This window comes from Vibrio sp. 970 (assembly GCF_033339075.1).
Window position 1 is genome coordinate 1 of record NZ_JAWOTW010000879.1, and the last position, 506, is coordinate 506.

A 506-nucleotide genomic window follows, 5' to 3' on the forward strand; every position below is an offset into this window, starting at 1 on the left:
ACCGGTTGAGTCTGGTGACATGCTGATGCTAATGGTCCACGGAGAAAAAGGTGGAATGAAGACGGGCGTATTTGAGTATTCACTCGGAGCCAAAGAAGATGGTCCTGTAAAGGTTGACGGTAAGTTGGTGATGGACATCGTCCGCGCTAAATAAGACGAGCATATATTTAAAAATTGCCCCTCTAGCTCCCAGTACTTAGCGTGAATAAAAGCCCTTAACAACGCAGTTCGTCGTTAAGGGCTTTTGTATTGGATGAACCGTTACAAACTAACCGATCATTTCTCTTTGGTGAGGAGAACTAAAGTCTAAATCAGGCCCTTTAGGCACCACTTGCGTTGGATTAATCCCTGTGTGACTGAAGTAATAATGGCGCTTAATATGATAGAAATCGGTGGTATCGGCGATACCATCAATCTGATACAACTCTTTCAGATAACCCTGAATATTGACGTAATCGGCAATGCGTTGTTTATTACATTTGAAGTGCCCAACATACACGGCATCA

At 43.3% G+C, this 506-nt stretch carries 1 pseudogene; it reads right to left on the reverse strand.

From position 1 onward, the window contains the following. Positions 1-268: 268 nt before the first annotated feature. Positions 269-506 (reverse strand): annotated as a pseudogene (locus R7Q11_RS29695) (glutathione S-transferase family protein); the annotation flags it as partial.